This is a genomic window from Thalassotalea euphylliae, from assembly GCF_003390335.1.
In the GTDB taxonomy this organism is placed as follows: domain Bacteria; phylum Pseudomonadota; class Gammaproteobacteria; order Enterobacterales; family Alteromonadaceae; genus Thalassotalea_F; species Thalassotalea_F euphylliae_B.
On sequence record NZ_QUOU01000001.1, the window covers coordinates 271,503 to 294,511 of the forward strand.

At 44.5% G+C, this 23,009-nt stretch carries 22 protein-coding genes; 11 read left to right on the forward strand and 11 right to left on the reverse strand.

The window, feature by feature from the left end; translation table 11 throughout:
* Positions 1 to 114: 114 nt before the first annotated feature.
* Both dnaB and alr read left to right on the forward strand, forming a co-directional pair.
* Complete coding sequence (gene dnaB / locus DXX93_RS01180) at positions 115 to 1,545, forward strand: replicative DNA helicase (RefSeq protein ID WP_116006464.1); 1,431 nt, start codon at positions 115 to 117, stop codon at positions 1,543 to 1,545.
* A 5-nt stretch (positions 1,546 to 1,550) separates the two neighbouring features.
* Positions 1,551 to 2,663 carry an alanine racemase gene (gene alr, locus DXX93_RS01185; protein WP_116006465.1) on the forward strand — a complete coding sequence of 371 codons (1,113 nt, stop codon included), beginning with the start codon at positions 1,551 to 1,553 and terminating at the stop codon, positions 2,661 to 2,663.
* Between the two features lie 9 nt (positions 2,664 to 2,672).
* On the opposite strand, the gene DXX93_RS01190 is transcribed toward alr, so the two are convergent.
* The 3 genes from DXX93_RS01190 to DXX93_RS01200 all read right to left on the reverse strand — a co-directional run bounded on the left by DXX93_RS01190 (position 2,673) and on the right by DXX93_RS01200 (position 4,766).
* A complete protein-coding gene (locus DXX93_RS01190) occupies positions 2,673 to 3,092 on the reverse strand; it encodes a secondary thiamine-phosphate synthase enzyme YjbQ (protein ID WP_116006466.1) in 420 nt (139 codons plus the stop codon).
* Positions 3,093 to 3,109: 17 nt separating this feature from the next.
* Positions 3,110 to 3,991 carry a LysR substrate-binding domain-containing protein gene (locus tag DXX93_RS01195; RefSeq protein WP_181902103.1) on the reverse strand — a complete coding sequence of 294 codons (882 nt, stop codon included), beginning with the start codon at positions 3,989 to 3,991 and terminating at the stop codon, positions 3,110 to 3,112.
* Positions 3,992 to 4,343: 352 nt separating this feature from the next.
* Positions 4,344 to 4,766, reverse strand: a complete 423-nt coding sequence (locus DXX93_RS01200; protein ID WP_116006468.1) for a VOC family protein — start codon at positions 4,764 to 4,766, stop codon at positions 4,344 to 4,346.
* A 351-nt stretch (positions 4,767 to 5,117) separates the two neighbouring features.
* Here DXX93_RS01200 and soxR point away from each other — a divergent pair, with 351 nt between their 5' ends.
* Both soxR and DXX93_RS01210 read left to right on the forward strand, forming a co-directional pair.
* Positions 5,118 to 5,588, forward strand: coding sequence for a redox-sensitive transcriptional activator SoxR (gene soxR / locus DXX93_RS01205; RefSeq protein ID WP_116006469.1), 471 nt, complete (start codon positions 5,118 to 5,120; stop codon positions 5,586 to 5,588).
* 100 nt (positions 5,589 to 5,688) lie between these two features.
* The gene (locus DXX93_RS01210; protein WP_116006470.1) at positions 5,689 to 6,882 is read left to right on the forward strand and encodes an ISL3 family transposase; all 1,194 of its coding nucleotides are present in this window, start codon (positions 5,689 to 5,691) and stop codon (positions 6,880 to 6,882) included.
* A gap of 57 nt (positions 6,883 to 6,939) precedes the next feature.
* Here the strand turns inward: DXX93_RS01210 and DXX93_RS01215 are convergent, their stop codons facing one another.
* From DXX93_RS01215 to zur, 4 genes are all read right to left on the reverse strand, one after another.
* A complete protein-coding gene (locus DXX93_RS01215) occupies positions 6,940 to 7,401 on the reverse strand; it encodes a chemotaxis protein CheX (RefSeq protein WP_116006471.1) in 462 nt (153 codons plus the stop codon).
* A gap of 74 nt (positions 7,402 to 7,475) precedes the next feature.
* A complete protein-coding gene (locus DXX93_RS01220) occupies positions 7,476 to 8,000 on the reverse strand; it encodes a DUF6702 family protein (protein ID WP_116006472.1) in 525 nt (174 codons plus the stop codon).
* The gene (locus tag DXX93_RS01225) at positions 7,981 to 10,347 is read right to left on the reverse strand and encodes a M1 family metallopeptidase (protein WP_116006473.1); all 2,367 of its coding nucleotides are present in this window, start codon (positions 10,345 to 10,347) and stop codon (positions 7,981 to 7,983) included. Before DXX93_RS01225 ends, DXX93_RS01220 begins: the two co-directional genes overlap by 20 nt.
* A gap of 201 nt (positions 10,348 to 10,548) precedes the next feature.
* On the reverse strand, positions 10,549 to 10,983 hold the full coding sequence (gene zur / locus DXX93_RS01230) for a zinc uptake transcriptional repressor Zur (RefSeq protein ID WP_116006474.1): 435 nt from the start codon (positions 10,981 to 10,983) through the stop codon (positions 10,549 to 10,551).
* A 155-nt stretch (positions 10,984 to 11,138) separates the two neighbouring features.
* On the opposite strand from zur, the gene DXX93_RS01235 reads away from it, so the two are divergent.
* Positions 11,139 to 11,387 (forward strand): DUF6482 family protein, encoded by a 249-nt coding sequence (locus DXX93_RS01235; RefSeq protein ID WP_116006475.1) that lies wholly within the window; start codon positions 11,139 to 11,141, stop codon positions 11,385 to 11,387.
* A gap of 108 nt (positions 11,388 to 11,495) precedes the next feature.
* Here the strand turns inward: DXX93_RS01235 and DXX93_RS01240 are convergent, their stop codons facing one another.
* The 3 genes from DXX93_RS01240 to DXX93_RS01250 form a co-directional block, all read right to left on the reverse strand.
* Complete coding sequence (locus tag DXX93_RS01240) at positions 11,496 to 12,752, reverse strand: hypothetical protein (RefSeq protein ID WP_116006476.1); 1,257 nt, start codon at positions 12,750 to 12,752, stop codon at positions 11,496 to 11,498.
* Positions 12,753 to 13,332: 580 nt separating this feature from the next.
* Positions 13,333 to 14,298, reverse strand: coding sequence for a siroheme synthase (locus DXX93_RS01245; protein WP_116006477.1), 966 nt, complete (start codon positions 14,296 to 14,298; stop codon positions 13,333 to 13,335).
* Positions 14,298 to 14,981 (reverse strand): substrate-binding periplasmic protein, encoded by a 684-nt coding sequence (locus DXX93_RS01250; RefSeq protein WP_181902104.1) that lies wholly within the window; start codon positions 14,979 to 14,981, stop codon positions 14,298 to 14,300. The genes DXX93_RS01245 and DXX93_RS01250 overlap by 1 nt, the downstream gene beginning before the upstream one ends.
* A 226-nt stretch (positions 14,982 to 15,207) precedes the next feature.
* Here DXX93_RS01250 and prmA point away from each other — a divergent pair, with 226 nt between their 5' ends.
* The 6 genes from prmA to purD all read left to right on the forward strand — a co-directional run bounded on the left by prmA (position 15,208) and on the right by purD (position 21,880).
* Positions 15,208 to 16,095, forward strand: coding sequence for a 50S ribosomal protein L11 methyltransferase (gene prmA / locus DXX93_RS01255; RefSeq protein WP_116006479.1), 888 nt, complete (start codon positions 15,208 to 15,210; stop codon positions 16,093 to 16,095).
* A 204-nt stretch (positions 16,096 to 16,299) separates the two neighbouring features.
* On the forward strand, positions 16,300 to 17,268 hold the full coding sequence (gene dusB / locus DXX93_RS01260) for a tRNA dihydrouridine synthase DusB (RefSeq protein WP_116009786.1): 969 nt from the start codon (positions 16,300 to 16,302) through the stop codon (positions 17,266 to 17,268).
* Positions 17,269 to 17,281: 13 nt separating this feature from the next.
* Positions 17,282 to 17,578, forward strand: coding sequence for a DNA-binding transcriptional regulator Fis (fis, locus tag DXX93_RS01265; protein WP_115998772.1), 297 nt, complete (start codon positions 17,282 to 17,284; stop codon positions 17,576 to 17,578).
* A 283-nt stretch (positions 17,579 to 17,861) separates the two neighbouring features.
* Positions 17,862 to 19,469 (forward strand): bifunctional phosphoribosylaminoimidazolecarboxamide formyltransferase/IMP cyclohydrolase, encoded by a 1,608-nt coding sequence (gene purH, locus DXX93_RS01270; protein WP_116006480.1) that lies wholly within the window; start codon positions 17,862 to 17,864, stop codon positions 19,467 to 19,469.
* A gap of 189 nt (positions 19,470 to 19,658) precedes the next feature.
* The gene (locus DXX93_RS01275) at positions 19,659 to 20,489 is read left to right on the forward strand and encodes a class I SAM-dependent methyltransferase (protein WP_116009787.1); all 831 of its coding nucleotides are present in this window, start codon (positions 19,659 to 19,661) and stop codon (positions 20,487 to 20,489) included.
* A gap of 104 nt (positions 20,490 to 20,593) precedes the next feature.
* The gene (purD, locus tag DXX93_RS01280) at positions 20,594 to 21,880 is read left to right on the forward strand and encodes a phosphoribosylamine--glycine ligase (RefSeq protein ID WP_116006481.1); all 1,287 of its coding nucleotides are present in this window, start codon (positions 20,594 to 20,596) and stop codon (positions 21,878 to 21,880) included.
* Positions 21,881 to 21,996: 116 nt separating this feature from the next.
* On the opposite strand, the gene DXX93_RS01285 is transcribed toward purD, so the two are convergent.
* Positions 21,997 to 22,476, reverse strand: coding sequence for an RNA recognition motif domain-containing protein (locus DXX93_RS01285; RefSeq protein WP_181902105.1), 480 nt, complete (start codon positions 22,474 to 22,476; stop codon positions 21,997 to 21,999).
* Positions 22,477 to 23,009: the final 533 nt, after the last annotated feature.

The window sequence follows — 23,009 nt, forward strand, 5'->3', positions numbered from 1 at the left end:
TCAAGCCAATGTTTAAAGCTGATTTTCCGCAAGTCTTTTGATACATTAGCCATCTTAGACAAACTTATCAAAGTAGCGCCTGTCGCTACTTTTTCCTATGTGTAGGTAGTAACCATGGCCGAAGCCAAAACAAGTCAATTTCCCAAAGGTGGCGCGCAGGGCTCAAAAGCCAAACGCGATCAACAGGTTGAAGACCTTAAAATGCCGCCGCATTCGCTTGAAGCTGAGCAATCAGTACTGGGTGGCTTGCTTTTGGATAACGAAACGTTCGACCGCGTGGGTGAACACGTCGTCGCACAAGACTTCTACAGTCGCGGTCATCGCCTGATATTTGAAACCATCAGTGTCTTAGTTGAACGCGGTGAACCAGCAGATTTGGTGACGGTGACAGAAACGCTGGAAAACGACCAAAAGCTTGATGATGCCGGCGGCTTTGTTTATATCGCGGAAATGATCCGCAATACCCCGAGTGCTGCCAATATTACGGCTTATGCCGATATTGTTCGTGAACGTGCCGTCACTCGTGAACTAATTAGCGTTGCCCATGAAATTTCTGAGGCGGGTTTCGATACGCAAGGGCGTGATAGCGCTGAGTTATTAGATTTTGCTGAGACTAAAGTATTCGCCATTGCTGAAGCTCGCGCCAATAAAAACGAAGGCCCAGAAGCGCTTCACCCGATCTTAGAAAAAACCGTAGATAAAATCGAAAAAGCCAGTGGCTTAGGTAACGATGGTGTCACTGGTGTTTCTACCGGTTTTGCCGATCTGGATAAAATGACTGCTGGCTTGCAAGCGTCTGACTTAATTATTGTCGCTGCACGTCCGTCGATGGGTAAAACTACGTTTGCCATGAACTTGGCAGAGCATGCGGCTATGCATGAAGATAAGCCTGCATTGATATTCAGCCTTGAGATGCCGTCAGAGCAAATCATGATGAGGATGTTAGCCTCGCTGGGGCGTATCGATCAAACCAAAATTCGTACTGGTCAGCTAGACGATGAAGATTGGGCGCGCTTATCAACCACCATGGGCACCATGATTGAAAGCGGTAAAATGTATATTGACGATCAAGCGGGCTTAACGCCTACCGAAGTGCGCTCGCGTGCTCGCCGTATTGCCCGCGATCACGGTGGCCTAAGTATGATCATGATCGATTACCTGCAATTGATGCGTGCACCGCAGTTTGCCGATAACCGTACGCTTGAGATTGCCGAAATTTCTCGTTCACTTAAAGCGCTTGCGAAAGAGTTAGAAATTCCAGTGGTGGCGCTTTCACAGCTAAACCGTAGTTTGGAGCAACGCTCAGACAAACGTCCAGTAAACTCAGATTTGCGTGAATCCGGTTCGATCGAGCAAGATGCTGACTTGATCATGTTTATCTATCGCGATGAAGTTTATCACGACGATTCAGAGTTTAAAGGCATGGCGGAAATCATTATCGGTAAGCAGCGTAACGGCCCCATCGGCCGTGTGCCGCTGACCTTTAACGGTCAATGGTCGCGCTTTGATAACTACGCTGGCCCGCACGTACTAGAAGAAGATTAAGCGCAATGTCGGTTCGTACTGCAACGGCTGCAATTGATTTGCAGGCGCTCGCTCATAATGTCACTCAGATCAAACAACTTGCCCCAGATTCACAAATATTGGCGGTGCTTAAAGCCAATGCCTATGGTCATGGCTTAGAGCGTATTGCCGAAGCTCTGGCCGAGCAGGACGTTGGTGCGTTCGGTGTCGCGCGTTTGGATGAAGCATTGGCCCTTAGGGCGTGCGGCGTGGTCAAGCCGATTGTCTTGATGGAAGGCTTTTTTAGTCCGCAAGAGCTGCCGCTGTTGGATGTGAATAGCCTGCACACTGTGATTCACAATCAGGAACAACTTGACGCTTTGTTGGTGGCGAACTTGCAAACACCGATCAAAGTCTGGTTGAAAGTTGATACAGGCATGCACCGCTTAGGGGTTGAACCCGCACAATTTCATGACTTTTATCAGGCGCTAAAAGCCTCACCTAACGTGCAAGATGATATTGTGCTGATGAGTCATTTAAGCTGCGCCGATGATGTGAAAAGCGATCACACGCCAACACAACTTGGTTTGTTTACTGCCTTAACTGAAAAGCTAGCCAGCCAACAAAGGCTACAAAAGACACTCGCTAACTCGGCCGCCATATGCGCGTGGCCTGCTACGCACTTAGATTGGGTAAGACCGGGCTTAATGCTCTATGGTGTGAGTCCTATGCTTGATAAAACCGCTGAGCAGCTCAGTATTCAACCGGTAATGACGTTGAAATCTAGCCTTATTGCTAAGCGTTTTATCAAAAAAGGCGAGTCGGTTGGCTATGGCGCAGCATGGACGGCAGAAAAAGACACGCATATTGGCGTCATTGCCATTGGCTACGGTGATGGTTACCCCCGTCATGCGCCAAATGGTACGCCAGTATTAATTAATGGTCGCCGTGTACCGCTTGTTGGCCGCGTTTCAATGGACATGATCAATGTTGATCTTGGCGGTGCAGCGCAGGGCGAATGTCACGACAACATCGGTGATATTGCCACTTTGTGGGGCGAAGGCTTAGGTATTGAAGAAATCGCCCAATGGGCAACCACAATTCCTTACGAGCTACTGTGTAATATCACTCGCCGCGTCAATATGACGGTGTCCTCCTAGCAAATAATTTTACTCACCTTGAATGGTAGCCACGAGTGTGCGGCTGCCACCGTAATCGCGATGCTCGCCTAAATAAATCCCTTGCCAAGTGCCTAAATTTAAGCGGCCATTAGTAATAGGAATACTAACGCTACTGCCAAGCGTACTAGCCTTAATATGGGCTGGCATATCATCAGCACCTTCATAGGTGTGTTGGTAATAGCGGGCATTTTCGGGCACAAACTGATTAAAGTGTGCTTCCATATCAGAACGTACCGTTGGGTCGGCGTTTTCATTAATGGTAAGTGACGCTGAAGTGTGCTTTACAAATAAGTGCAGTAAGCCACATTCAATGCTGCTCAGTACAGGTAACTGCCGCGCCACTTCATTGGTGATCAAATGAAAACCACGCGCTTTTGCAGATAAAGAAAATTCAACTTGTTGCCACATAGGCTTAGCTCGTTTAGTTACTGAAATGGTTGCATAAGCGTAGCGAATTTATCACGTGATGCAATAACCAACTGTTGCACACTCATTAGATCCGCGACATCGGATTTTAGGCGTATGTATAACGATTTTGTGATCGCGGGTTTAAGCCCAATGGTTTTGATACCCAACTGATATTGATAGGCGTTAACCAGCCAGTTGGGGAGTACCGCAATACCGATATTACCGTGGATCATCTGTAAAATAGAATGTGAATTGGCCACTTGGCGAGTTTTCGCGGGGATCACATGCGCAGGTGTTAATACTTGTTTAAATATATCTAAACGATTGATGGGAACAGGGTAGGTGAGCAGGGTTTGATCGGCAAAATCTGCGGCACAAAGTTCGCTTTTAATGGCCAAGGGGTTGAGTTCGCTGACCACCGCCACTTGCTCGAACTTCCCCAGCGCTATTTCAATGGATTGCCCGTCCGTACAAGCTTCATCGGTAAACAGGATATCGAGATCGCATTCTTGTTCAAATACGTCATCGCGAATATCCCAGCTTAAATTGGGGTAGTCTTGTTGCAACGTGCTACAAATCGGCATTAACCACTGAAAACAAGCATGGCAAGCAAAACCAAGCGACAGGCTTTGTGCTTGTGGACGCTCAGTTAAGGTGGCAATGACAGCCTCAATCTTAGGCAGTACCTCGTCGGCCAGTACCTTAATTGATTTACCTTGCGCCGTTAAGCTGACACTGCGTTTATCTCGGATAACTAAGGTTGTCGATAACTTATGCTCAAGCTCTTTTAATTGATGTGATAGCGCGGATTGGCTAGTGGCGAGTGACTGTGCCGCTTTGGTAAGGCTACCGTGTTGCTGAATCGCGTGAATGGTGCGTAAATGTTTAAGCTCTAACAAATTCAAACTTCCTTAGCTGAGACAAAGCGAGTTCACCAAGAGATTCGCTTGTTTGAAATTATTGTAAACACCTAAACGTCTAGACGTCTATATTTTTTTTATAGAAGTTATCACTTTCAGCAAGTTATTGGCTAACAAAAGTTGTTAGCCGACTGGGAAATACGTGAGGAGAAAAGCCATAAGCTTGGCTTATGCCTTAATCCTCTAATCAAGCCATACTTTACCTAGACGCTTTACAAAGATGCCTACCTGCTCAGCTCTATGAGTATTTAGTTAATTACTTATTGAGCAACTCAGATACTGGGAAACCATGTTACTAGGAGACTAAGTCACTGACATTCTGAATTATGCACTAAGTCTGATTATTGTTTCTTTCGCTGGGTACATCGCTAAAGTACTCGATAAATTCCACCTCATAACCTGTAGGGTCAACAAAATACGCGTTTTGTCGGTGAGGGTTTGGAGTGCCGTAGGTATCGACAGGAAATCCCGCTTTGGTTAATCGTTCAATAACAGCATTGAGGTTTTGCACAACGTAGCCAAAGTGAGCTAGCCCAACTTGGTGCTGCTTGTTGTCCCTGAGTGTTCCTTCGCCGTGATCACTTAATGCAAGGTATTGATAGTCATCACCAAAATGTAACCAGTTACGAGGTTTTCCATACCATTCGCCACTCCCTTCACAACGCACACGCCAGTGCGGAAAAGCTGCTTGATAAAAGATCAAGCTGGCAGGAATGTCTTTAACCACTATATTTACATGTTCTAAGTACAGCATGATGCCCCCTATTTTTTGAAATACTTGGTTTTAAACACGTTGCTTGAAATACGCTACTTTAAGCGCATTGTATGGCTTAATAGTTTTGCCAACTGGTTAATGAATTCACTTTGCTTTTGCTCAGTACGTGGTTGGACTGGCGCACTCTTTACCTTTGATTTCTCTGCTTGAGCTTGCATCGGGCAACTCCTTGTGATTGATTTCTCATTATGCTAAAACCTCAACTTAACTTGAGGTAAAGAGCTTTTTTCATTAGTTTGGTTGAAGGCAAAGAAAGTTACTGGCGAAAAAAGCCTGTTAGTGATCGAGATTGAGAGAAGGGTTGCTAACCCTAAAATGGAGGTGGGATAAATGTTGGAAGAAGCGAATTGGAGTGTTGGTCGCGTGGCCAAACGCTGCGGTGTAAAAGTGTCGACCTTGCACTACTATGAGCAACAAGGGTTGATCAGAAGTTGGCGTAACAATGGTAATCAACGTCGCTACAAAGCGGATGTCTTGAGGCGAATTTCCGTGATTAAGGCGGCGCAAAAAATGGGGATCAGTTTAGCCGATATTAAATCGGCATTTGCCAGCTTACCCAATAACCGCACACCGACTAAAGAAGATTGGAATCAACTGGCCGCTAGCTGGCAAGCGCAGCTGAACGCGCGGATTCACTACTTAGAAACGTTACGTGATTCGCTTTCAGGTTGTATTGGCTGCGGCTGCTTATCGTTAAAAACGTGTCCTATATACAACCCAGAGGACAGGTTAGGCGCAGAGGGAGAAGGCGCGGTTATTATTGAGCGTCAAGCGGCGCTAAAAGGGGACAAGCAAGTATAAAAAAAGGTTCTTCGCATATTAGCGGGACTAGAAATGAAAACGGTAGTAAAGGTAATGTTTAGTTCGCCAAAACAAAAACAACACCCAAACTACCGTTTCTATGTCAGAGCTTACTTTTCTTGCCCAGTTTTGGGAAGGGTTTCATGTCACAAATATTGAAACCAATCCTACATCCATTCACTTCACGTTAGAGCCTAACAGCTCAGGTCGATGCCGTTGTGGTCAATTAACTAACAGTATTCACGATTCGTCTTGGCGTAATATCCAAGATGCTACGATGCTGGGTCGTAAGGTGAGCTTAGCTGTTAAGACACGGCGAATTGTCTGCCCAAACTGCGGTGTTGTTACGGAATCAATTCGTTGGCTAGAGCCATTCGCCCGGATAACCAAACGACTTCAAAGTTACGTCGAAGGGTTATTGCCAATCCTACCTATCAAGCATATCTCAGAGGTGACAGGACTTCATTGGCATACCATCAAACAAATTGATAAAGCGCGGCTTGCACAACAAGTTAAAGCGCCGAATTGGTCGCGCGTAAAACGCTTAGTCATGGACGAATTTGCCCTGTTTAAAGGTCATCGATACGCCACAGTCATCGCAGACGCGGACACTTACCAAGTGCTCTGGATTGGCGTTGGTAGAGCAAGGCAGCATATTCGCCCGTTCTTTGAGTCACTTGGTGAGCATTGCCAGCAAATTGAAGCTGTTGCAATGGACATGAACACGGCCTTCGACTTGGAAGTTAAGCAACACTGCCCACAGGCTCGCATCGTTTACGACCTTTTTCATGTCGTGGCTAAATACGGTCGCGAGGTTGTTGATCGCGTTCGCGTTGACCAAGCCAACCAGCTCAAGCATGACAAGCAGGCCAGGCGTTGGGTTAAACGCTCTCGTTGGGTTTTACTTAAGAACCGAGATAACTTAAATACTCATCAGCAAGGATACCTAGATGAACTGCTCAGCATGAACCGAGACTTAATGGTGGTGTATCTATTAGGTGAGCAACTCAAAGAACTTTGGTATTGCGAGGATGAAGAGCAAGCCAAAAATCTCTGGCAATGCTGGTGGCAACAAGTCATTGAAAGTGGCATTAAACCATTGATTGCCTTTGCTCAAAGGCTCAAACCATACCTGCATGGCATCACTTCTTCAGCAATCTATCGGATGAACACATGTACCTTGGAAGGCATGAACAATAAAATCAAACTGATTAAGCGAATGGCGTATGGATACCGAGATATAGAATATTTCTTTTTAAAGATAAAAGCAGCTTTCCCCGGAAAGCCGCGATGAACCTAAAAAAAGCCCCTCGAAAGGAGCTTTTGGTTACTTTTACGCGTGAGCGCCGACCTAGTCGAAGCTGAACTCAATAAAGGCTTTACCGTGCTCTGAGCTCAATGGAATAATCACCACAGGGCCTTCTGCTTTGTGATTAATTGTGTGGTCTTTACCCGAAACGACCATCGGCGTTGCCATATCAAATTCGAAGCCTTTTTCGCTTAACATACGCTTGGCACCACCGGTTACCATGTTAGTGATTTCACCAACAAGGTCAGTGATTTCTTCGTTAACTTCATCTGGGCCTTCACCAACCATATTTTTCATAGTGGCAATGGCGAGCGATGCTTCGAATGTAATAGATAGTGAACCTTTAGCTTGGTCACTCACCATACCAATTAAACCAGAGACGTCACCTTTGGCGACTTCACCCTGTTTTAGCTTTGGCTTTTCCGGTGTTAACTCCATCATTGCCATTGTAGACATTACGTTCAACATGGAAGATAAGAAAGGGTTAATAAACTCTACATTCATGGAAATTACCGGGCCTTTTGGTTGCTCAAGTACATAATCTGGCAGCTAATTTAGCATAAATTTAAGACTGGGCACTAGTTATTGTTAGTAATTGTCGCAATACGTTGCGATTTATTGAAAGTTAGGCTGATTTTTGTTTCGCCACTAACAAAGTTTACTGTATTGATTTGCTTAGGGTAAGTATCAACTAGTAGCTCATTTTTTACGACGAGTGGTGTTGCAAAACGATTGGCACTCGCTTCTTGATAAACCACAATTTTATCGCGTACGATCTCTAGGCCAATCCAGTTAACGTCCAGTGCCCTTTGACCACTTGTTAATATGAACCTTTGCTCAACATATGCTTTGATCAAGGCATCATAGTTTGGATGCTCAGGATTAAAGGCAATGTTGTGTTGCTGTGCAATGGTGTTTTCAATGTCGTGGGCAGTAAGCTGATGAATAATTTCGAAGCTATCACTGACCTGATTGTGATTAATCTCTGTGATGGCAAAGAAATACTTGTGAGCTGCAGCCGAAGCTGCAACTCCCATCATCAAGGTGGCACTAAGCCACAGGATGACGCTACGCCAGAGTGGTTTATCTCGTAGCGTTGTCATCTTGCTTTTCTTCATCACTTGTTGATTTTTCATCTACTGGCTTTAATTCTTCATTATAGCCGCGCATCATGTCTTTTTTCTTGCGTTTGAATAGCTCAAAGCGCGATTGAATTGGGCGAGCTGGCCAGTAGTTATTGTTAACGTCGACATCGGCTGTTTCCCAGTTAGGGTCAATGGCGATCGCTTTGATTTCTTTATCGCGAATCAACAGTTTTGATACCTTTTTCGGTGTTCTACGCCAGATTTCAGCTGGAATGCGCACTTGCTCTGTGCTGTCGTCGGCGTAGGTAATGTCGAGAATAATCGGCATGACCAAGCCGCCTTTGTTGGCAAAGTCGATAATGTAGAATTTACTGTCGTTTGCTAATAGGTCTTTTTCCCATTGCTCAAGTTTACTGTAGCTACTGTTGTATTTGTTACGAGCCGCATTGGTTGCAGTGAACTTGTCGTGCTCGTTATAAAAGTCTAATAGCTCAGGCTTGTCGTGAGTACGGCGCCAGTTACCTTCATTTAACACGTCACTAATAAAGGTCGGCTGTTCGTTGTAACGTGCGCGCTCCCATGCTTCTTCAATGTCTGGGTTTTGGCTGTTCGGGCGGTACAGATAAACATTTTCAATGGCAATGTCTACGTGGTCTGTAGTGTAGAACCAACCGCGCCAGAACCAGTCAAGGTCGATACCAGACGCGTCTTCCATGGTGCGGAAGAAGTCAGCCGGTGTCGGACGTTTGAATTTCCAACGCTGTGCGTATTCACGGAAAGCGAAGTCGAATAACTCACGACCCATAATGGTTTCACGTAAGATGTTAAGTGCAACCGCTGGCTTACCGTAGGCATTATTACCAAACTGTAAAATTGACTCTGAGTTGGTCATGATTGGCACTTGGTTGCTACTTTTCATATAGCTGATCATGCCAGCCGCATGGCCGCGACGCGATGGGTAGTTCTCTTCCCAAGCTTGTTCGGTCACGAACTGCAAGAAAGTGTTTAAGCCTTCATCCATCCATGTCCACTGGCGCTCGTCAGAGTTAACGATCATTGGGAAGTAGTTGTGACCCACTTCGTGAATGATAACGCCGATCAGACCGTACTTAGTGCGACGAGAATACGTTTTTTCACCTGTCTCTTCATTTAGGGTTGGGCGCGGGCCGTTGAAGGTGATCATCGGGTATTCCATGCCACCCACTGGACCATTTACCGAAATAGAAACCGGGTAAGGGTACGCGAAGGTGTACTTGTTGTATTGCTCCATGGTGTGGATGATCGCTTCCGTTGAGTAGCGCTCCCACAGTGGGTTACCTTCGTTCGGGTAGTAAGACATCGCCATAGTGTCTGTACCGCCTTCTTTGTAGCCTTGCGCGTCCCAAATGAACTTACGGCTTGATGCCCAAGCAAAGTCACGCACGTTGTCGGCTTTAAAATGCCACGTTTTCGTTTTGTTCGAACGCGACTGTTCGTTTGCCAGTGCTTCTTCAGGGGTAATAATAAGTACTGGTTTTTTCGCTGTTTCGGCCTCGGCTAAGCGCTCGCGTTGAGTTGCAGTTAGCACTTTTTTCGGGTTTTGCAGGACACCCGTTGCGGCAACAACATGATCAGCAGGTACGGTAATTTTTACGTCGTAGTCACCAAACTCTAAGGTAAATTCACCATTACCCAAGAATTGCTTGTTTTGCCAACCCATTACGTCGTAGTAAGCCGCCGCACGCGGGAACCATTGCGCTAACTCGTACAAGTAGTTGTCGTCTTTTTTAAAGTATTCCCAACCTGAACGACCGCCAAGTACTTTTTGTTCGTGTAATTGGTAATTCCAGTCGATGTTGATCTCGACACTTTTACCTGGTTTTAGTGGCTTAGCTAAATCAATGCGCATCATAGTGCCATTGATAATGTGCTTCATTGGCTTATCACTACTGTCGGTAACTTTTGTGATTTCGTAGCCACCGTCGAACGCGTCAGTTTCAACAAGGGTGCGTAAACCTTTATAGGTGATCTTCTTTTTCGGTGCCTTGTTGGCAAGTTTGTAGTCAGAGTCGCGCTGCATGCGATTCTGATCTAATTGAATCCACACATAGCGCAAAGTATCAGGTGAGTTATTGGTATAATCTAACGTTTCTGAACCCGTTAAACGCTGCGTTTCATCGTCGAGTTTGATGTTAATTTCATAATCAACTTCTTGTTGCCAGTATTGGTGGCCTGGTGCACCTGAAGCGGTGCGATAAGTGTTAGGTGTTGGTAATAGCTCGTCTAGTTGACGAAACTTGTCGTCGAATGGTGCGCCTTTGGCAGCGGCAGCGCCTGAAAATGCGACGGTCAAGCACACGATGGCGCTTTGCACGAATTGTTTCATAGAACTTCCAGCGGGTTGTTGTGAATATGGGTTTACAAGAATTTTTTACGCTGGGTTTTATATCACAGAAACATTTATTTACGAATAGCAATATTCTGTAATTGCGGCTAGTAACCTAAGAATTAGGATAAATGGCTGGTTGTTATATTGTAACGGTTTTCGTGAGTGTGGCTAAATATCATTAGCCTGTCGAAAATTGGCTTAATGACACCTTTGGCAGCGGCCATGAGCTTCAACAATTTGGTGGCTAATAGTAAAGCCACTTGCGTCAGCCATTGCCCGTAGTGCCAGATCTAAGTTGCTAGATTGGATCTCTTCGACATGGCCGCATTCATCGCAAATCAGCAATTGAACGGGGTGATTACAGTCACTGATATGATGGCACATCACAAAGGCATTGATGGATTCAATTTTGTGAACAAAACCTTGTTTACTTAAAAAGTCTAACGCGCGATAAATCGTTGCTGGCTTGGCACTTTCGTCTGTCTTTTGCAGCTGTGCCAGCAGGTCATAGGCGCCAACCGCACCGTCGTGTTGCGCTAACAATTTCAATACGTCAGCTCGCGCTCGCGTTAAACGTGCGCCGCGCTTTTCACACACTTGCTGTGCTTGGGAGATTAAATCGTCTAAATTCATGTTGTTAGTTTAACGGTAAGCGGTGACTTATGTTCGCCAGTCTACCATAGGGATTAGCTCGTGAAAATTGTCTTATCCTAATATCACCGCGTAGTGAGCCTGCTTTGCGGTGAGTGCGTACTAAAGCTTTACCAACACCACGTGAGGACACTGAGATGGATTTACTGATCAAGTCACTTGAAGGTAATACCTATCTTGCAGAGCAGCGAGATGGCAGTCGTAGTCACCTAGTCTTAGATAAACACAACAAGCCGCTGCGCTTTCAAAGTATTAGTAGCATGCGCGAGCACTTCAGCGATCAAGATTTTGAGCAGGTATGGCTAGAGCATGAGAACGCTTACGACGAAATGTGTGGTATGCAAGCACCTGCAGAGCCACTTTTGATGCCTTTGCGTTGGAAGTGAATGCAATAAATAAGCAGAGCGCAATATCAACAGCTAGTTAGACAAAGCGTTTAAAACAAAAAGACTGCGATGGCTGCCTACTATGTTGATAACGCTTTTGCGCTTATTTCAAATTCGATTTTCAAACGACTTAGTGCCATTTTTGTCCTCGCTTTGGCTCAAACGAGTATTGGTAGGCTTCCCTTTAACGTTGTGTAGATTATTAATGTATTTTTTCCACTGGCGCTGGCTCAGGTAACCGATATGGATACTTGGGTATTGCCTAACACCAGTAATCACTGGACCATCAACAATTGTGGCAATAATGTAGTCTTGGAAGTTTTTGCAGTACATATTTTTTACTGACCTTGTGCCGTGCTCTTCAAAGCTAGTTTCCAAGCCAATTTCAAAGTCATCGTCGCACTTGGCGTAGAAGATACGCTCGAGTCGCTCTACTGTGGTTTCAAATTGGTAGACACCGGGCATTTTTAGGGTTTTTTCGTAAAACACTAAAGTGTCGTCAGAGTTCAAAAACCATAGATCATAACGGCCTTTGTCGCACTTCATTTCATACTTAGTGATGGCTTTTAAGTCTAACCCAGACATGACCGAAAAATTCATGGTGTAGTTAGTGAGACCAAAATTACTGTTCGTAGAGGTTTCTGGGAAAAAGTGATCGACTAGTGCCTCTTTTCTAGGGGCTAGTGTTTTGGTAATAGGAAAGTTGTAGTCAGGCATTTGATTGATTTTACAGTTTTCAATGAGCGACAGAAGCTCACTTTTCTTCGCCCCCAGCGGCACGCTGTCAATGGTGAAGTCGCCATCTGATTTTGATACTAAGGTCAGTTTCTTTTTCAGTGCGCCTTTTTCACGGGCGACTAAGTAGTCATCAAAATATTCAAAGTTTTGCGCTGCTGCATCCGATTTCGCCATGCGGTAAATTTCAAGCGGAAAACCATAGCTTTTCGCGAGCCGTAAATCGCGTTTATAGGTAGTGTAATCGTCGTAATCGTATGCTTGTGCTTCTAAATGCTGCTGGTAGTCAATATAGGAAGTAAAACCTGCTTGTTTGGCATTTGCCATGATCGCTTGGTATTTTTCAAGGGTAAGCTTGTGTGCGTCAGCCTTTGTTTTTGCTGTTTGATAGGTTTGATAGTTATCAAAACCATTGGCGTTCGCAATCTTTTGCTTTTGCTGGTGATCATTGAAGTAGTAGAGCGGAGCATAACCAATGAGTGCGACAATAAAATAGCTGATGGCACGAACGCGACTTGAGATACCGATAGCTTGATTCACTTTGTTCGTTAGCAGTGCAACGCTATTTATTGAAAAATAAATAGCTAATAAGGCCAATATAGCCGCAAAAGTAACTACAGTAATACTCATTCATTCAACCCTGTATGATGTCCATTACTAATACAGATCCCTGTTGCTAGGTAGTCAGCTTGTCTATATCAATAGTTGAGTTTGCTCAGCGCCTTGGCGGCTCCAGCTTTATCGTTATTCTTCTCGTGGTGGCAAATAGTAAAGGTAGCCATTGCTCAACGACTTTGTTCGATAGATGATGGTCTAACCACATACCTAAACATCAATGTTAACAATAAATTACATTTTCGCAAGTGACAGTATTGACTTTAGTGCAACTGGAGCATAGCGCGCCGTTTGTGCTCTATACCCATGCTGCTTTAAAGTGCTTGTTTCAGTTGGAATTAAAAGTGATTTAGGCAAGGCATTGATTACAAAGAATGGTCGCTCCCTTGTTAAAATTAATAACGCTGCATAAATCGCTTTTAAACCAACCCATTTTTTTAAGGTAGATAGGGCGCTTCACAGGCACTCACTCTCTGCGATATCGCTTATTGAAAGGGAAGTAGCCATTTAGGCAAGCTGTACCTTGATATTGGGCCCTGTGAAAGCGCTGAAATCATGTATCTTGAAGTAGCATGGGTATTTATATTCATGGATATTAACTGCCGCAAACAAAGGTTTGCTTGAGTATGTTGCTCTCTTGTAGGGCTTTGTTTGCGGGTAATGGTTCGTAGCCATCGAGAAAGTAAATAACACGGGCGCCACGCTCGGCGAGTTCAATGGCATGTTGGTAATTAACACTGATACTGGCGGCAATACTCTGAGGGTATTTTTCCGCATCACGGCGTACGTATTCCAAAAACGCGAGATTGACTTGTTCGTCGTAGAAAACGGCATCGGCAAATTGACACGCCTTGTGAATGGCAAGGGTCATGTTGTCTGGGTTACCTGTCATGGTATGAACAAAGGTAATACTGCCTTGTTGTGGCGGTACTTCACTTTTTAAACTGCTGAACAATTGCTGCTCTGCTGCTGTGACTCGGCCAGCAAGAATGTTTTCGCCGATAGTACCACGTAATGTTGTTTCCCAAAATTGACGACGGTTAGATAGACCCTTTACCCGCGCTTTAACATGGTCGCGGAACTTGAACGAGAAGTCAGCCAGTTTGCCGTAAGCGTTGGGCATAATACGCTCTATTTGCTCGCGCAGCATGCGCACAAGAATTGGTGCACTGCCTGAGCTGGAAATGGCGACTATCATAGGGTCGCGGTCAATAATGGCGGGTGTGATATATGAGCAAAGCTCAGGTTGGTCAACTACATTCACCAGCAGCCCAAGCTGGCTCGCCTCTTTTTGCACATTGGCATTAACATCTGCGTCATCAGTGGCAGCAATGACTATCGACATATCAGCCATGTGACCCGGCTCATAAGCATGCGCTAACCAAGTTAGTTGGTGTTCCTTGATTAAACGCTGCACGGTTGGGTTGAGCTTGCTGCTCATTACGGTAATCTTGGTCGTCGATTTTAATAGTAATTCAATTTTACGCGCAGCGACTTCACCACCGCCAATGATTAACGCTTGAATAAAGCGACTATCTAAGAAAACCGGAAAATATTTCATTAATCAGCCAAGTGCCATTTTTGTAGTATTGCCAGATATTGTCCGCTTTGGTGAATTTTTTCCAGCGCTTTCTTTAATTTTGAAATGATTATTGGCGAAGTATTCAAACTTGCCGCTAAGTAATAGTCTTGGGCGAAATCATCTAAGCTTAATGCAACTTCAATCGGTTGAAAGGTTTCCCCTTCAAAGGTTTGCTTTTGTCGCCACATAAATTCATTCGCCATTATATAGTCAACCTTGCGATCGAACAGTGATTGCCACAATCGCGGATAAGACGAGCTCAACAAGATATTTTGCTCTGTGGTAAATCCTTTTTCCTCTAAATAGAATTGAGCAATATCAGAGCGCGTTACGCCGATGCGAAACTGTTTGGCTTGCTCAATAGCGCTGATGGCTAGCTCTGGCCGAGATTTTAGTCTGATCAAATGCACGGTATCTGCAAGTAATGGCGCAACCCAATGAAACTTGTGCTCTCTGGCTGGCGTTCGCATTATCGAAAAAATAAGCGTATTCGCTTGCTGTTGTGCGACTTCGTAAGCTCTTGCCCAGGGATAAAAAACGATTTGCCCGTCTAGCGTTGCTTGTTGGAGCAGTAGCTCAACTATTTCTACCATGGCACCAGTAGGCGCTTCACCTTGATGGTGAATTTGTAAAGGTGGCAGCTGTTCAGTTACAACTTTCACGCTAAGCTGTTGCGACCAAGCAGGCAGCGCTAGCCATGCAACGGATGCTAGCAGCCAGCTATAGCATTTAAGCTGTTGTCGAAAAATACGAGTTAATGAGCGAAAAATGTTGATGACATACACCTTAATAAAACGCAAAGGGCAAAAACACAAAGGTACTCTCAACACTTGATGAGTGGTAAACTTTGCGACAACTTTACTATAAATAGTTTAATAGAGATACCTAATGCCTTGGATACAGTTGAGGTTACAAGCCAACGAAGAAACGGCAGAAAAATACAGTGATTGGTTAAGTGCAGCAGGCGCTCAAGCCGTTACCTTTATTGATGCGCAAGATACACCGATTTACGAACCACTGCCTGGTGATGAAGTCATCTATTGGGCCAATACCGTCGTCATGGGCTTGTTTGATGCGGCCCATGATATGGATAAAGTGATTAGCTACCTTAAATCTATTCACCCAGACAAAGCCGAAATGGCCTATAAACTCGAGCAGTTAGAAGACAAAGACTGGGAGCGCGAGTGGATGGATAACTTCCACCCCATGAAGTTTGGCGAGCGTTTATGGATTTGCCCAAGCTGGCGTGAAGTACCAGAGCCAGATGCTGTTAATGTCATGCTTGATCCCGGCCTTGCTTTTGGTACGGGCACACACCCAACAACCGCCTTGTGTTTAACTTGGTTAGATGGTTTAGACCTCACCGGTAAAACCGTCGTCGACTTTGGCTGTGGCTCAGGCATTTTATCACTCGCTGCACTTAAACTGGGGGCGGAAAAAGTGATCGGTATTGATATTGACCCGCAAGCACTACAAGCCAGCCGTGAAAATGCCAAGCGCAACGGTTGTGAAGACCGACTCGAACTTTACCTTCCTAAAGATCAACCAAGCTTAAAAGCAGATGTCGTTGTTGCCAACATTCTTGCTGGTCCATTAAAAGAGCTCGCGCCAACGATAGTTGAGTTTGTCGGTGACAACGGTTTGCTAGCACTATCTGGTGTGTTGGAAAATCAAGCGCCGGAATTACAAACCATCTACGGCCAGTGGTGCACCATGGACCCAATTATGGTGCAAGACGAATGGGTTCGATTATCAGGGCGTCACAGCGCGATTTAGAGCAAATGCTTCAGCTGAAAGTCAAGCAGAAAATTGTACGAATTTGGTAATATCCGTACAATTTCTGCGCGTTTAAAAATTAACTCAAAAGTCAATATTAAAAAATCAAAAAAAAGCTAAATTTGTTCAATTTATATCCTTTTCAATCCTAAAAAAAACACGTAAACTGTGCGCCCTTTTGACCAAGAGCTCAAAAAAGCAGCAGTGAAGATAGGCAGCTACCAGCTAAAAAGTAAGGCAATGCTTGCGCCAATGGCAGGCATTACTGATAAACCGTTTAGACAGCTTTGTTGTCAGATGGGCGCTGGCTTGGCGGTATCTGAAATGGTGTCGGCCAACCCCAAGGTTTGGAATACAGAAAAATCGAAACTCAGAATGGTACACAGCGCGGAAGCGGGTATTCGTTCAGTACAGATTGCTGGTTCTGATCCTCAGGAGATGGCGTTTGCAGCTCAGGTTAATGTGCAAAACGGTGCCCAAATTATTGATATCAATATGGGGTGCCCAGCAAAGAAAGTAAATAAAAAACTCGCCGGTTCGGCGTTGCTTAAAGCTCCTGATCAGGTTGAACAAATTGTTCAAGCCGTGGTCGAAGCGGTAGACGTGCCAGTAACGCTGAAAATTCGAACGGGTTGGTGTGAAAATTCGCGCAATGGCATCGAAATCGCAAAAATTGCTGAACACAATGGCATTCAGTCGTTAGCTGTTCACGGTCGAACTCGTAGTGACTTTTATAAAGGCAACGCCGAGTACGACACGATCAAGGCAATTAAAAAAGCAGTTTCAATTCCGGTTGTCGCAAATGGTGACATTACTTCTGCGCAGAAAGCGGCAGAGGTACTGGAGTTCACCAATGCTGATGCGATCATGATTGGTCGTGCAGCCCAGGGTAGGCCGTGGATTTTTCGCGAGATTAACCACTATCTCGACACAGGTGAGGTACTACCTGAGCCTTCAATGGAGGAAGTGCGTGCAATCTTATTAGGACATGTGAGTGAGTTACACCAATTTTATGGTGACTTTATGGGCGTGAGAATCGCTCGCAAACACGTGTCTTGGTATATGCAGACGCATGACCAGGGTAAAATTTTTCGATCAAGTTTTAACGGCCTCGAGTCAACTAGCGAACAGCTCGAAGCGTTAAACATGTATTTTGATAACTTAACTAGATAAGAGTCTGAACTTTATGTTTGAACAAAATATTTCTTCTCCTTTCATTACCAATGTAACTGATATTCAGCAGCAAACTACGAAGGCGTCACCACTGCGCACTCAAGCGAAAATCGCTATCAAAAACTACTTGTCACAATTGAATGGTAATGATGTAGACGATATGTATGAATTGGTACTTTCTGAAATTGAAGCGCCAATGTTAGAAGAAGTGATGACTTACACTCGCGGCAACCAAACCCGCGCGGCAAACTTGCTAGGTATCAACCGCGGCACACTTCGCAAGAAATTGAAAAAATACGGTATGAACTAATATCGAATTTTACAGAAAGCACCTTAGGGTGCTTTCTTTGTTTTTGGGCTTTGAAAAGTGAACCAATCAGTCAGCATTTAAACTGCTAGACTAAAAAGCGCAAAGCATGAACGTACTAAGCGTACCAAAGTAAGAATAATTAGAATCTGAATCGCAGGAGCGACACTAAGTAGAACTTGCAGATACGCTCACCAGCAGATTTAGCAAGCGTACTTGGTTTTTGCCACGGACATATGTCACAGGCCAGACTACATTAATAAAGATACAGGTAATAGAAATAGCAATGGATACCCTACGCCCAATCAAACGTGCACTACTTAGTGTTTCTGATAAAACTGGTATTGTCGAGTTCGCACAAGCACTCGCTCACAAAGGTGTTGAACTGCTCTCTACTGGTGGCACGGCGAAATTACTTGCCGACAATGGTATTAACGTCACGGAAGTGTCTGACTATACAGGTCACCCAGAAATTATGGACGGCCGTGTTAAAACGCTTCACCCGAAAGTACATGGCGGTATTTTAGCCCGCCGTGGTATGGATGAAGGCGTGATGGCAGAGAACAATATTGATGCCATTGATATGGTGGTAGTAAACCTTTACCCATTTGCTAATACCGTCGCCAATGATGATTGTTCATTAGAAGATGCCATTGAGAACATCGATATCGGTGGCCCAACGATGGTGCGTGCGGCGGCTAAGAACCACAAAGACGTGACAATTATTGTTAATGCCCATGACTACAATCGCGTATTGGCAGAAATGGACGCTAATAGTGACTCACTTACTTATAAAACCCGTTTTGATCTAGCGATTGCGGCTTACGAGCACACGGCAAGCTATGATGGCATGATCGCTAACTACTTCGGCCAAATGTTGCCAGCTTATGGTGACAATGCTGCCGAGAGCGAAGTTGGTTTTGACAATAAAAACAAATTCCCACGCACCATCAACAGCCAATTCGTTAAAGCGCAAGATTTGCGTTACGGCGAAAACTCTCATCAAGATGCGGCGTTTTATGTTGAAGCACAGCCAGAAGAAGCATCAGTTGCTACGGCAAAACAAATTCAGGGTAAGGCATTGTCATACAATAATATCGCCGATACTGATGCAGCGTTAGAGTGTGTGAAAGAATTCGACGAGCCAGCGTGTGTTATCGTTAAACATGCTAACCCGTGTGGTGTCGCAATTGGCGATAATATTTTAGCGGCTTATGAAAGTGCCTACACAACCGATCCTACCTCAGCGTTTGGTGGCATTATTGCCTTTAACCGCGAGTTAGATGCTGACACCACAGAAGCGATTATTTCGCGCCAGTTTGTTGAAGTAATCATTGCACCGAAAGTTTCAGAAGCTGCTGCGCAAATTGTTGCTGCGAAGCCAAATGTTCGTGTCCTCGAATGTGGTCAATGGCAGTCACAAACGACAGGGTTAGACTACAAGCGTGTTAACGGCGGTTTATTAGTACAAGATCGCGACCAAGGCCGCGTTACTGATGATGAGCTGAAAGTTGTCACTAAACGTCAACCATCAGCGGAAGAGTTACGCGATTTAAAATTCTGCTGGAAGGTGGCCAAATACGTGAAATCAAACGCCATTGTTTACGTGAAAAACTCAATGACGATTGGCGTAGGTGCTGGCCAAATGAGCCGTGTTTACTCAGCGAAAGTGGCGGGCATTAAAGCCGCGGATGAAAATTTGGAAGTGGCGGGGTCAGTTATGGCATCTGATGCTTTCTTCCCATTCCGTGATGGTATTGATGCTGCTGCAGAAGCCGGTATTACTGCCGTTATTCAGCCGGGGGGGTCAATGCGCGACGACGAAGTTATCGCAGCGGCTGATGAGCACGGAATGGCGATGGTATTTACCGGTATGCGCCATTTCCGCCATTAATGCCATATCAGTCCTCAATTTAGGGCAGCAAACTATTTCAGTTAGTTAGCTAACTGAAATAGTTAAAATACTGGTTTCCAACGACAAGTGGCAACCAGCTTCACTGACTCTTTTAACGAATTCTGCTATAACTTTACGGGTCTAGTTATTATCAACTACAACTCTTGTTATGGAAGAACTATGAACACAATAAAAACAGTACTCAGCGCTTCACTTATTTCACTGACTATGGCGTCATTGCCAGCAATGGCACATACCCACGCATCTCACGGCAAACAAGCCGCGACTAGCTTTGAGCTAATGAAAGCGATCAACGGCGATCACCGCAGTGCCAAAAATAAAGCACGTGATGCTTACCGTAACCCAAAAGAAACATTAGCTTTCTTTGGTTTTAAGCCAGACATGACCGTAGTAGAAATGGCACCAGGCGGTGGTTGGTACACTGAAATTCTTGCCCCTGCGCTAAAAGCGAACGGTAAGTTATACGGTGCTCACTACCCAGATACAGGTGAAGACAACTACTACAGCAAATCTCGTCGTCGTTTAGAGCAGAAAATGGCGAGTGATGAAGTCTTTAGTAAAGTTGAGCTCACTAACTTCACACCACGAGTTGCTTCTGAAATTGCACCAGCTGGCACGGCAGACCTTGTCTTAACCTTCCGTAACCTACACAACTGGGGTGAAAATGGCGTGCTGCAAGTGTTCAAAGATGCGCATAAGGCACTAAAAAGCGGTGGTGTACTAGGTGTGGTTGAGCACAGAATGCCAACCAGTCAAAAATGGGAAGACAACAAGCGCAGTGGTTACTTTCCTGAGCAAATGACGATTGATTTAGCGGAAAAGGCGGGTTTTAAATTGGCGGCGAAGAGCGAAGTTAATGCTAACCCGAAAGACACTGCTGATCACCCGAAAGGTGTTTGGACGCTACCACCTGTATTGCGTTTAAAAGAGCAAGACAAAGAAAAGTACTTAGCGATCGGTGAAAGTGACCGTATGACGCTCAAGTTTGTAAAAATGTAATGCTTTACGTTAGTAAAGATTAACCTATTAAGAAGGAGCACTGTGCTTGGCCTAAAAAGCGACTCAGTGCTCTTCTTTATTATTTTAGTTAGGAAAAGTTATCAATGAATGTATTAGTGATTGGCAGTGGTGGTCGTGAACATGCCCTAGCATGGAAGGCGGCGCAATCTACTAAAGTGAAAAAAGTATTTGTCGCACCGGGTAATGCGGGTACCAGTACAGAAGATAAACTGGAAAATGTTGCAATCTCAGTTGGCGATATTCCAGCATTAGTGACTTTTGCTAAACAAAATAATATTGCGCTAACCATTGTTGGCCCAGAACAACCATTAGTTGATGGTGTAGTTGATGCATTCCAAGCCGAAGGTTTAACTATTTTTGGCCCATCAGCTAAAGCGGCGCAACTGGAAGGCTCAAAGGCATTCACCAAAGATTTCTTGGCGCGTCACAACATTCCAACCGCAGCCTATGCTAATTTCACGGAAATTGAGCCTGCATTAGCTTATGTTCGTGAGCAAGGTGCACCGATTGTGGTTAAAGCTGATGGCTTAGCGGCGGGTAAAGGTGTAATCGTTGCGATGACGCTTGAAGAAGCGGAAGAAGCTATTAAAGATATGCTCGCAGGTAATGCTTTTGGTGATGCTGGCCACCGAGTTGTTATCGAAGAGTTTTTAACGGGTGAAGAAGCCAGCTTTATTGTTATGGTTGACGGTAAAAACGTAGTGCCGTTTGCCACAAGTCAGGATCATAAGCGCGCCTACAACGAAGACAAAGGTCCAAATACAGGTGGTATGGGGGCTTATTCTCCAGCACCAGTGGTAACACCAGCAATTCATGATCGCATTATGAAAGAAGTGATCATGCCAACAGTAGAAGGCATGGCAAAAGAAGATGCACCCTACACTGGCTTCCTATATGCAGGCTTAATGATTGCAGAAGATGGCACACCAAAAGTAATTGAATACAACTGCCGCTTTGGTGATCCAGAAACTCAGCCCATCATGATGCGCTTGCAATCCGATCTTGTTGAATTATGCCTTGCCGCATGTCATGGCGAGCTAGCGGGTAAAGTGATAGATTTCGATCCACGTGCAGCTGTTGGAGTGGTGTTAGCGGCTGGCGGTTATCCTGGTAGCTATAACAAGGGTGATGTGATTTCAGGTCTAGCGACTAACACTGCCGAGGATCGCAAAACCTTTCACGCAGGTACTGCAATAAAGGATGGAGATATCGTCACAGCAGGTGGGCGTGTACTATGTGCTACTGCGTTGGGGAACGATGTGACATCTGCGCAAGAAGCTGCATATGAATTGCTACATCAAATAAGTTGGCAAGGTGTAGAGTTTCGCACTGATATTGCTTATCGTGCTATTGCACGTGAACAAGCCTAGATACACCAGTAGCTAGTTAGCTAATCTACTTAATACAAAAAGCCCAGCGAATTGCTGGGCTTTTTAGTCAAGATGTTACTGCTAGCCAAATAGAAAGTGTCAACATAGACGACGAGTTACTCATTGTTACTGGTCTTTTCTGGCCTTTCCTTAGCTTCTCTTACTTTCAGTGTTCTTTGCTGAAATTCTGAATCGTTTAATGCAGATATTGCGCCGTCAGAATCAGCCGCTGCGATTTCCACAAACCCGAAACCTCTGCGCTTTCCAGTATGTTTATCTTTCATTAAGCGAACTGAATGAACTACACCGTGAGCGGAAAAAAGCGTTCTTACTGCAGCCTCATTAGCGCGATAAGGTAAGTTGCCAACATATAGCGTTTTAATTTCACCATTCACAGGTAAGGAGCTCGTATCTGTAAGATCCTCTGCGGTATCTTTATTTATAAGAGAAGAGATAATATTTGCGAGTAATGCACCTAGTGCAGCACTAGCGGCTATAGTATTTGCATCTTTACCAATAGAATTGGCAATGAGAAAAGCAATAACCCCCATAACAATAGCTAAAGCAAACGCCGTAATGACTTGAGAAGACTTCATAAGTTATACCTGAAATTATTATTGTAAAAATTGTATAAATACAGAGCTATGTTACTCAGCTTTGTCGATAGTGCAACTTTAAGTTAACAAAGCTTGCCGCTCTGTAACGAAATCTTTCGCGGATCTCATCACTTTTTTATCATTTATTAAGATGTTAGTTGCTTTTTATAGGGTAATGATGATTTCTTAATTCTATATGGTAGTAGAGTTTTATGTTTATTTACTTTTAACTATAGATCTTTATTCACTACATTTGTTTAATTAAAACGCTAAGATCAGCTTTAGATCTTCTTTGAAGGCTATAAATTAACTGGATTGTCCGATATTTGTGCGAACGATAAGAAAGTTGAAAAAAGTGCTTGATCCTTTTTCGAAAGTCTCTAAAATGCGCCTCATCTTCAACGGGGTAGCCCAACGAAGTGTTTTGATAAGTTTAGTTAGTGAATGTACTAAATGAACGGGTCAGATAACTTAGGAAAATGAATTAAAAATTTTTTCAAAAAGTTGTTGACATCAAAACTAGGAAGCGTAGA

What these genes read in the sequence shown, in the direction of transcription:
- dnaB (WP_116006464.1), top strand. Translation starts at nt 115, where the DNA reads ATGGCCGAAGCCAAAACAAGTCAATTTCCCAAAGGTGGCGCGCAGGGC.
- alr (WP_116006465.1), top strand. Translation starts at nt 1,551, where the DNA reads ATGTCGGTTCGTACTGCAACGGCTGCAATTGATTTGCAGGCGCTCGCT.
- DXX93_RS01190 (WP_116006466.1), bottom strand. Translation starts at nt 3,092, where the DNA reads ATGTGGCAACAAGTTGAATTTTCTTTATCTGCAAAAGCGCGTGGTTTT.
- DXX93_RS01200 (WP_116006468.1), bottom strand. Translation starts at nt 4,766, where the DNA reads ATGCTGTACTTAGAACATGTAAATATAGTGGTTAAAGACATTCCTGCC.
- soxR (WP_116006469.1), top strand. Translation starts at nt 5,118, where the DNA reads ATGTTGGAAGAAGCGAATTGGAGTGTTGGTCGCGTGGCCAAACGCTGC.
- DXX93_RS01210 (WP_116006470.1), top strand. Translation starts at nt 5,689, where the DNA reads ATGTCAGAGCTTACTTTTCTTGCCCAGTTTTGGGAAGGGTTTCATGTC.
- DXX93_RS01215 (WP_116006471.1), bottom strand. Translation starts at nt 7,401, where the DNA reads ATGAATGTAGAGTTTATTAACCCTTTCTTATCTTCCATGTTGAACGTA.
- DXX93_RS01220 (WP_116006472.1), bottom strand. Translation starts at nt 8,000, where the DNA reads ATGACAACGCTACGAGATAAACCACTCTGGCGTAGCGTCATCCTGTGG.
- DXX93_RS01225 (WP_116006473.1), bottom strand. Translation starts at nt 10,347, where the DNA reads ATGAAACAATTCGTGCAAAGCGCCATCGTGTGCTTGACCGTCGCATTT.
- zur (WP_116006474.1), bottom strand. Translation starts at nt 10,983, where the DNA reads ATGAATTTAGACGATTTAATCTCCCAAGCACAGCAAGTGTGTGAAAAG.
- DXX93_RS01235 (WP_116006475.1), top strand. Translation starts at nt 11,139, where the DNA reads ATGGATTTACTGATCAAGTCACTTGAAGGTAATACCTATCTTGCAGAG.
- DXX93_RS01240 (WP_116006476.1), bottom strand. Translation starts at nt 12,752, where the DNA reads ATGAGTATTACTGTAGTTACTTTTGCGGCTATATTGGCCTTATTAGCT.
- DXX93_RS01245 (WP_116006477.1), bottom strand. Translation starts at nt 14,298, where the DNA reads ATGAAATATTTTCCGGTTTTCTTAGATAGTCGCTTTATTCAAGCGTTA.
- prmA (WP_116006479.1), top strand. Translation starts at nt 15,208, where the DNA reads ATGCCTTGGATACAGTTGAGGTTACAAGCCAACGAAGAAACGGCAGAA.
- fis (WP_115998772.1), top strand. Translation starts at nt 17,282, where the DNA reads ATGTTTGAACAAAATATTTCTTCTCCTTTCATTACCAATGTAACTGAT.
- purH (WP_116006480.1), top strand. Translation starts at nt 17,862, where the DNA reads ATGGATACCCTACGCCCAATCAAACGTGCACTACTTAGTGTTTCTGAT.
- purD (WP_116006481.1), top strand. Translation starts at nt 20,594, where the DNA reads ATGAATGTATTAGTGATTGGCAGTGGTGGTCGTGAACATGCCCTAGCA.
- DXX93_RS01285 (WP_181902105.1), bottom strand. Translation starts at nt 22,476, where the DNA reads ATGAAGTCTTCTCAAGTCATTACGGCGTTTGCTTTAGCTATTGTTATG.